Consider the following 8,275-nt stretch of genomic DNA (forward strand, 5'->3'; position numbering starts at 1 on the left):
CCCACTTCAAACAGTCCGTTAGGACGTTAAGTGGCGGGTAGTTCACTGATAAAAATGGGGAAATACATTATTAGTTAAATGAATTTATTTCCAATATCTATATAAGGGTTGTTTTTTAGGAGGAGTCTGTCACGATAGGCTGCTCCTATTTTTTTACTTATAAGGATGAAACTGAGCTTCCAATCTGTGTTCCGATAGGGAGACATACAGATGACACTCCAGGATTTAGTACTTTTGCTGAAGGTACACTTGGCGGCAAACGCAAAGCGCTAACAGTCAGGATTCTTTTTCTTTTTGGTGAAAAAGAAAAAATTCCCACGGAATAATAATTTCTCAAGTAGAAAATTTTATTCCGTGGAAAATAAAGTAAAATGAATATTTACGTTATAGAAGAAGTACTGTAAAATATTGTTTATATTAAGAATTTTTTGTCTATTTCAATATTATTATAGGGGCTGTTTTATTGAATAATATGTCATTATTTCTTTATTCTGCAAGTGTTTTTTGGAGGTCATGTAAAAGTCATTTAATATTTTTAGTGTCTATTAGAGTTATAGAAGGTTTTATACCAGTTATTAATATTTTTCTTTTTGAGCGTTTAATAAATGAAGCAGCAAGATTTATAAATCATTCTGGTAACTTAGAACAAGTATTTGTATATTTAGCGTGTCAATTAGTCACTTTTCTACTTCAATATATTTTAGAACATCTAAGCATTATTAATGACAAATTTATTAATCAAAAAATTGGTTTGCATATCAAAGAAATCACATTTAATAAAATGGAAAAATTAGCATACATACATTTTGAAAATCCTGAATTCCAAAATAAACTTCAGATGATTAGTGGTATTGATCAGCGTATCGTAAATAATGTAACGAGTTCTTCTAACTTGTTAAAAGAATCTATAACACTAATTTCTATATTAGTTTATTTAATAAATATCCACTGGGTATTGGTAGTTATATTATTTGTTGGAATCATACCATTATTTATTATCGAAATAAAAAACGGTTCATCTAAATATGAATTAATGAGGAATTTAACACCAGTAAATAGAGAAATGTTTTACATATCTAACCTATTATATAGAAGAGAGAGTGTTAAAGAGCTACGCTTATTTCAGATAACAAGTTTTCTAATAAAAAAATGGCGTCAAAAATATCAAGAAAATAATCTGGAGGAGATAAATTTATTAAAGAAACAAACTGTTTGGTTATTTGCTTCAGAAATTATACTTGTATTGGTATATGCGTTAACTAGTGCTTTTCTCCTATACTTAATGAAATTAGGAAGGGTGTTAGTAGGATCATTAGTAGCAGTTTTACAAGCTATTCAAAACATCCAAGCCAGTTTAAATAGTCTAATTAGATCTATATCAAATATTTACGAGAATTTATTATATGTGAAGGAGTTCTCATCTTTTATCTCTTTACCTGAAATTGATGGGGTGGAAGATAAAGAAGAGATTCATAGTATTCAAGAAATAAGTGTTCAACAATTAAATTTTACCTATCCTAATCAAGATAGACAAACATTGAAAGATGTTAACTTGGCAATTACGCCTGGTAAAAAAATCGCAATTATTGGTGAAAATGGATCAGGAAAAACCACTTTAATAAAATGTTTAACAGGTTTATATGAGACAGATTCATCTATGATACATGTGAACGGTATGCCTTTAAATAAGATAGATTTAAACAAATATTTCAAGAAAATTTCCGTTCTATTTCAAGATTTTAATCGTTTTGAATTTACGGTAAGAGAAAATATAGGTTTTGGAAATTTAGAGGATTTAGCCGATACAGAAAAATTAAAAGAAGTAATAAAAAGGGTTGGATTAGAAAACTACATTAAAAGTCTACCTAATCAATATGATTCAAGATTGGGAAGGTTTTTCGATGGAGGAAATGAACTTTCAGGAGGTCAATGGCAAAAGATTGCGATAGCTAGATGTTTATTTAGAGAGTGTGATCTTATAGTATTGGATGAACCAACATCTGCTCTTGATCCAAAATCTGAAGTGGAGATTATGGAGGAGTTTTTTCGATATTCCAGTGATAAAGCTGTCATATTTATTACCCATCGTCTTGGGGCAGCGTGGTTAGCCGATGAAATTATTGTTATGGACCGAGGAAGCATCGCTGAACGAGGTACACATCAGGAACTCTTACATTTGGAGGGTATATATAAAGAGTTATTCGTTTCTCAATCGAAATGGTATATGGAACATAAAGAACTGGTAAAAGGGAATTTTTAAAAATTAAAAAAGGAGGACTATGATGTCGATATTTTTAATGTTCATTTGTGTTTGGTTATTACTATTATGCATTGTATTGAGGCAGATACATTTTTTAAAAAAGGAAATAGATTTACTTCCATTAATAGAGAGTGGGAATTTTAGCTTTAAGGATAATAATCTTATGGGTGTAAATATGAAAAGATATTTCTTAGAAAAACATTTGAATTTTGAAGATATAACTATAATTGCATTTACGTCAATTACATGTCCTTTTTGTAAACAAGCATTAATTGAAATGATTGAGGAGAATAACGATATCTATAAAATACCACTAATAAATATTGAAAAGGTATTTGAATTGTCAGGGGATAATAAAAAAAACAAAGGTTATAAAGGCTTTGTCAAGATACAGGAAAATGAGAGTTTTTTTACTTCCTTAGATATAGACACTTTTCCAACATTCACCCTAGTTGATAATAAAGGCACAATAATATATCAAAATTCGTATCATAAGGGAATTTTTTCACATTATGAAAAGATGAGAAATATTACGGAGGATAAAGTTATTTAAAAATACGAGGTGAATAAAAATGATTTCTTTGTTTTTTATGATGAAAATTGGAATTGCAACTTTGTTTATTAGTACAGGCATTGATAAAATTAAGAAATTTAATATTNNATTAATATCCATCAATTGATTATAAAAGAATATCAGATTATTCCTGAGAATCAAATTAGGTTATTTACTATTATAGAAATTTTTACGGAATTATTTATAAGTATATGTTTGTTTATAGGGTTGTTTCATACCGTTACTCTAATTTGTGCAGTACTACTACTTCTTATATACTCTGTTGCTATTTTAGTAAACTTACTTAGAGGAAGAAAGGAAATATCTTGTGGATGTGGCGGTGTATTAGGAAATCATAAATTATCATGGATGTTAGTTGTTAGGAATCTTTGTATTGGTGCTGTTTCGGTAATCTTATTAATGTATCCGGTATCATTAGGGAGCTTAGATCAGTTATTAAAAACTAATCAATTTGTGTTTGATATCTTTAATTTTCAGTATTTTACTTTAGTATTTACTAGTTGGATAATTATATTAATAGGAATAAATATGATACAACTATATAATATTTCTTTACGAATAGACCGTTTAACAAAAAATTGAGTTAATTCAAATTATCAGGAGAGGACTTAAAAAATGAGTGAAAAATGGTATGTCATTTCTAACATCACATTGTGGATTGTTGTTATCTTCCAAACTATATTAATACTATATCTGGGTAGGCTAGTTGGACAATTTTTAAATCGTTTTCGGATTCGTGAAAATAAGCAAATAGAAGAAAAATCATTAGCAGTCGGACATAGGATACCGGTGTTTCAAAAGAACTCTTTGGAAGGAAAAACACTAGTAGTACCATCAGATGCATATGAATACACTTTACTTTTATTTGTAAGTAATACATGTTCGAGTTGCAAAGAACTATTTAAGAAGATGCCTGATGTTATAAATAAATATGATATTAATTATATCTTTGTTTCTAGTGAAATATTAGATAGTAACATGATGCAAAGCAGTTCAAATGCACACTTTATAGTAAGTGCGGATATAATTGAGGATTTCTTTGTCAATACCTCACCTTATATATTACTAATTGACAAGTCAGGTGAAATTAAGCATATTGCAGATCTATCAAATTTTGGTGAACTAATAATGAAACTAGATAGTATTTTAAAACAAGAACTGGTTAATGTGTGATATAAACAAATCTAGCGATTCATTTCTGATTATTCAGAATCTTATTGACAGTTACAGGAAATGAATGTATCCTAAAGTTGTTGTTTTCAATTAAATGTAATAGGAGGGATAAAATGTTAAAGAGATTATTAGGTATAGCACCATTAAGACCTGTATGTTCTTGTACTGTTGAAAGGTATTCTTGTGAGGGTGGAAGAGAAGTGTATCGCTACTATGATTGTACAGTAAATGAGTTATGTGAAACGATTCGTACAAAGTATCCATGCTAATCTGTTAGATAATAGTTTTAATATTTTTAATGAGAGGATGATTAAAATGTTAAAGAAAATATTAGGAATAAGTAATAAAGCAGCAGGCTGTGCATGTGTTAGGTCTCATTATGAGTGCGATAGCAGTGGACGCGTTTATGATGTATATTTAGATTGTAATGGTAAAGTATGTAAGAGAGTTAGCACTCCGATGAGGTGTAATTAATAGTTAGAAGTATGTGGGGTATCAACCGACTACTATTAATTATAAAAGACCTGAACTATTTTTAAAATTAAAAGCACGTTACTATTTTCTTGTATTAATGAGAAAGGGTAACGTGCTTTTTATAAATATATCTCAAAAATAAGAATTCTAGCGATACTTTTCTGATGCTAAAAGGAAAAGCGTATTCTACACTTTTACCTATTTTATTATAAATTTTTAGGCATACGGAAATATGACTATCAGGTCAAGCAAACTAGTATCATAGGAATATTAACTTAAACACAAAATAGTCCCATTTCTATTTTGGGGGTTAAATATATTTCTTTGGAAAAGTGACTGTAAAAGCCCTGGATAATTAATTTTATTGGTTTTTATTCCAATCAAAAAACTGTCATAAAAAAAGAGGGGAAAGACATTTTTTGCTAAAGTTGTTTGTAAAAGCTTTAATCTGTTAAGAGCAATCGTAATGTAGACTATTAATTGCTTTAATAATTTTTGCTTTCCTTATAGTACTTGGCATACTGCATTAAAAAGTTTAAATTTTGAAAGGAGAATTTGACGTTATATATAGTATTTTTTATTATATTCCTAACCATTCAAAGAGAAGGGTATGTGATTGAGATGAATAATACATATAATGAAAAGACACATACATCGATTAAACAATTATATAATAAGTTTTCACCAAAAGCTCCTGGCTTTGCATATATTGCTAGTTTTGATAGCGGAGTAACTTATAATGGTGCGGTTGGCTTAGCTTCTATAGAGGAAAATTTACCTATAACTAAAAAAACCGTTTTTAATATTGCCTCAGTTTCAAAACAATTTACAGCGTTTTCTATATTACTCTTAGAACAAGAGGGAAAATTAAGTTTAGATGATTCAATTGTAAGGTTCGTTCCTTTTATAGGAACATATGCTGAACCTGTAACATTGAGACATCTAATTCATCACACTGGTGGACTAGTTGATTATATGGAATTGGCAGAGGCAGAAAATATTAAATTTACTGATATATTAACTGTGGAAGAATCGCTAAACCACCTTAATGGTCATCAAATTGTCAGGTTCGCAGCTGGTACAAAATTTGAGTATAGCAATACAGGGTATTTTTTATTGTCATTAGTGGTAGAGAAGGTAAGCGGCAAGCCCCTACGTCAGTTTGCAAAGGAACGTATTTTTGAACCTTTACATATGAAAGACACAACAATTGTGGATTGCTACCCAACTACTATATCAATTGCTAGTGGATATTCGAGGAATGAACAAGGAACATATAAAATCTATGAAAGCCCTTGGGAACATACAGGGGATGGGGCAGTTCATACAACAGTTGAGGACCTGGTAAAATGGGGAGAAAATTTAACCACAGGTACCGTTGGTGGAAAAAATCTTGTTAAAAGAATGAGCGAAATAGGTCCGAAAATTTCTTCAACTGGGGATACAATTATTGACAATGAAGATTATGCTTTTGGGTTAAGGCTTGCTAATGGTTTTAACTGTCGATACTTGGAACATTCAGGAAGTTGGGCAGGTTATCGCTCACACTTCATGCGGTTTCCAAAAGAATATTTGTCTGTTGTGGTACTTAGTAACTATGATGAATTTGACTCTAAAAAATATGCTAATGAAATAGCAGGAATTGTTTTAGAAAAGTAAAAAATAGGGCGTAGAAGACAGTATCTAGATTAGGTTAACCTCACGTTGTTTTAGGTTTAATTGATTTTGAGAACGGAAGGCAAGCATAAGTTTATGCTTGCCTTTTTCGTATTAAAATGAACATAAATATTTATATTCATACAGTTAAAAAATTAATTAGAAATTCTTTAAATATAGATTGATTAATGAGGTCGAATTTTAAATGAAAATATAAAAATTATATATTAAGATTATGAAACTTAATTTTATTGAAAATTGAAATATTAATTAAAATCCCCATTGCTATTAAATTGACCATTAAAGAACTTCCACCAAAACTTACAAATGGAAATGGAGTACCTGTAAGAGGAAATAGTCCTGTAATACCACCTAAATTTACAACAGATTGCATACCAATCATACATCCTATACCAATTGCTATAAAACTGCCGAATGGATCTACACATAATTGTGCAATTTTTAAGGAGCGAAGTACTATAGTCAAAACTCCAGTCAATATAATAAATACACCAATAAATCCTAGTTCTTCAGAAACTATTGCCATTATAAAATCAGTGTGTGGTTCTGGCAGATAACCTGTTTTTTGTATACTATTTCCAAACCCACGACCAGTGATTCCTCCAGAGCCAATGGCAATAAAAGAATTTACAAGCTGGTATCCATTTCCTTGCGCATCAACAAATGGATTGAAAATCGTGGTAATACGTGTCTTTTGAACTTCTGATAAACTATATTGAATCAAAAAATATAAAATAGGTAACCATAAAACAGAACCGATGGTAGTTCTTTTGATTAGTAGATTTATATTTATTCCTGAGCAAAGAAATATACTAAAACCTATACCTAATATTAAAAGTGCAGATCCTAAATTTGGTTGTTTAAAGATAAGAAAAAAAATTGTAGCTAAAAATAATACAAGTTTTCCGATACCACTCCAGCTATTTTTAGCTTGTTCTTGTCGTAATGCAAAAAAACGGGCTGTTACAAGTATTGTTCCCAATTTTAGAAATTCAGCTGGCTGTATTCCAAAGATCCATGATTGAGCATTATTTACCACTTTTCCTTTCCATAAAACCATAATTAATAAAAAAATCCCCCCAACCATAATACAAATAGAGACTATCCGTTTTTTCCATATATCATATGGGAGAATAGCACAAACTATGAACCCTATTGTTCCTAAAAATAGCTTTGTTAATTGAGAATCAACAAAGTGTCTACTGTTATAACCGTAATGTTGGACAGCGACAATGGAGCTCGCACTATACATCATGATAATACCTAGAGTACATGTTATGAATAGAGGGAGAAGCAATAGATAATCGAGTTTTAATATTTTTTTCATTTTAATATCCTCCTGATTTAAAACAAAACATAATATTACATTTGCTAATGAATAGAATCTTGTTCTCGTCAATTACTAAATATGACCTTTGTTTAGGAGGATTTTATCGTTTACACACTGTTTTCTTATACAAAAATCCCCCTAGTTACATACTAGGAGGATTCAAAATGGCATGACTAAATAAGGCTTTTTTCCCCCTAGTAGAGCTTTGGCACTATACAACGTAAAGTAATGAAAATTCAATACTTAGCTATCTTAAGAAGAGCCTTAATCCGACAATTCCTGTTCTACCCATTGGCGTCTTTCGACATTTTTGGGCAATAGCCTGTGTTTGCATAGGAGCCTCACCTAACAGGTTAAGCAATATAAATTTTATGTGTTTGTTTCGTGTAGCAAGCATAAATATATTTTTTTTGCTTGTCAAGCAACCGTATTACTAATTTTATTTGTTTTATTGCTTTACAATCTCTTTGAGAAATGGTGTGAGAAAATGTATGTAATCATTCCGTATAAGTACATATTTTCGACTTGTAGTGTATAGTTTGATTAAGTAGTTTAATCATATAAATTTGATAAACAGTACAGAAGATTTTAATCATAAAAGAAGATTTTTTGAAAAATGTTCTTTTGAAGTAAAGAATAACTAATCATTCATCTTCTGTTATAAAGTTGGAAATTAATTAAAAACAATAAGTTTCATATGTTTTATAACGTTTCTTCGAATTAAATCTATTTGAATTCTATGTTTTTAAACGGAATTTTAAATTTATAATAAAATATAATTTCATTT

7 protein-coding genes, 1 pseudogene and 1 riboswitch are annotated in these 8,275 nt (G+C 29.7%); of the genes and pseudogenes, 7 read left to right on the top strand and 1 reads right to left on the bottom strand.

Translation table 11 applies throughout. The features are described 5' to 3' along the window. Positions 1-167 precede the first annotated feature (167 nt). The 7 genes and pseudogenes from COK05_RS31635 to COK05_RS07475 form a co-directional block, all read left to right on the top strand. Positions 168-260 (top strand): annotated as a pseudogene (locus COK05_RS31635) (peptide hydrolase); the annotation flags it as partial. Between the two features lie 212 nt (positions 261-472). Further along, positions 473-2,260 carry an ABC transporter ATP-binding protein gene (locus COK05_RS07455; RefSeq protein WP_255290309.1) on the top strand — a complete coding sequence of 596 codons (1,788 nt, stop codon included), beginning with the start codon at positions 473-475 and terminating at the stop codon, positions 2,258-2,260. 22 nt (positions 2,261-2,282) lie between these two features. Next, a complete protein-coding gene (locus tag COK05_RS07460; protein ID WP_098612071.1) occupies positions 2,283-2,813 on the top strand; it encodes a thioredoxin fold domain-containing protein in 531 nt (176 codons plus the stop codon). 123 nt (positions 2,814-2,936) lie between these two features. Continuing rightward, positions 2,937-3,416, top strand: coding sequence for a MauE/DoxX family redox-associated membrane protein (locus COK05_RS07465; RefSeq protein WP_255290308.1), 480 nt, complete (start codon positions 2,937-2,939; stop codon positions 3,414-3,416). Between the two features lie 33 nt (positions 3,417-3,449). After that, complete coding sequence (locus tag COK05_RS07470; RefSeq protein ID WP_098612072.1) at positions 3,450-4,007, top strand: TlpA family protein disulfide reductase; 558 nt, start codon at positions 3,450-3,452, stop codon at positions 4,005-4,007. A 113-nt stretch (positions 4,008-4,120) separates the two neighbouring features. Beyond that, a complete protein-coding gene (locus COK05_RS31270; protein WP_000919787.1) occupies positions 4,121-4,276 on the top strand; it encodes a hypothetical protein in 156 nt (51 codons plus the stop codon). 826 nt (positions 4,277-5,102) lie between these two features. Further along, positions 5,103-6,140 carry a serine hydrolase domain-containing protein gene (locus tag COK05_RS07475; RefSeq protein ID WP_098612074.1) on the top strand — a complete coding sequence of 346 codons (1,038 nt, stop codon included), beginning with the start codon at positions 5,103-5,105 and terminating at the stop codon, positions 6,138-6,140. A 217-nt stretch (positions 6,141-6,357) separates the two neighbouring features. Here COK05_RS07475 and COK05_RS07480 read toward each other — a convergent pair whose 3' ends face one another. After that, positions 6,358-7,485, bottom strand: a complete 1,128-nt coding sequence (locus COK05_RS07480; protein ID WP_098612073.1) for an FtsW/RodA/SpoVE family cell cycle protein — start codon at positions 7,483-7,485, stop codon at positions 6,358-6,360. Positions 7,486-7,671: 186 nt separating this feature from the next. Beyond that, positions 7,672-7,848, bottom strand: a riboswitch (M-box (ykoK) riboswitch). Positions 7,849-8,275: the final 427 nt, after the last annotated feature.

This window comes from Bacillus cereus (assembly GCF_002567495.1).
GTDB lineage: Bacteria > Bacillota > Bacilli > Bacillales > Bacillaceae_G > Bacillus_A > Bacillus_A cereus_AQ.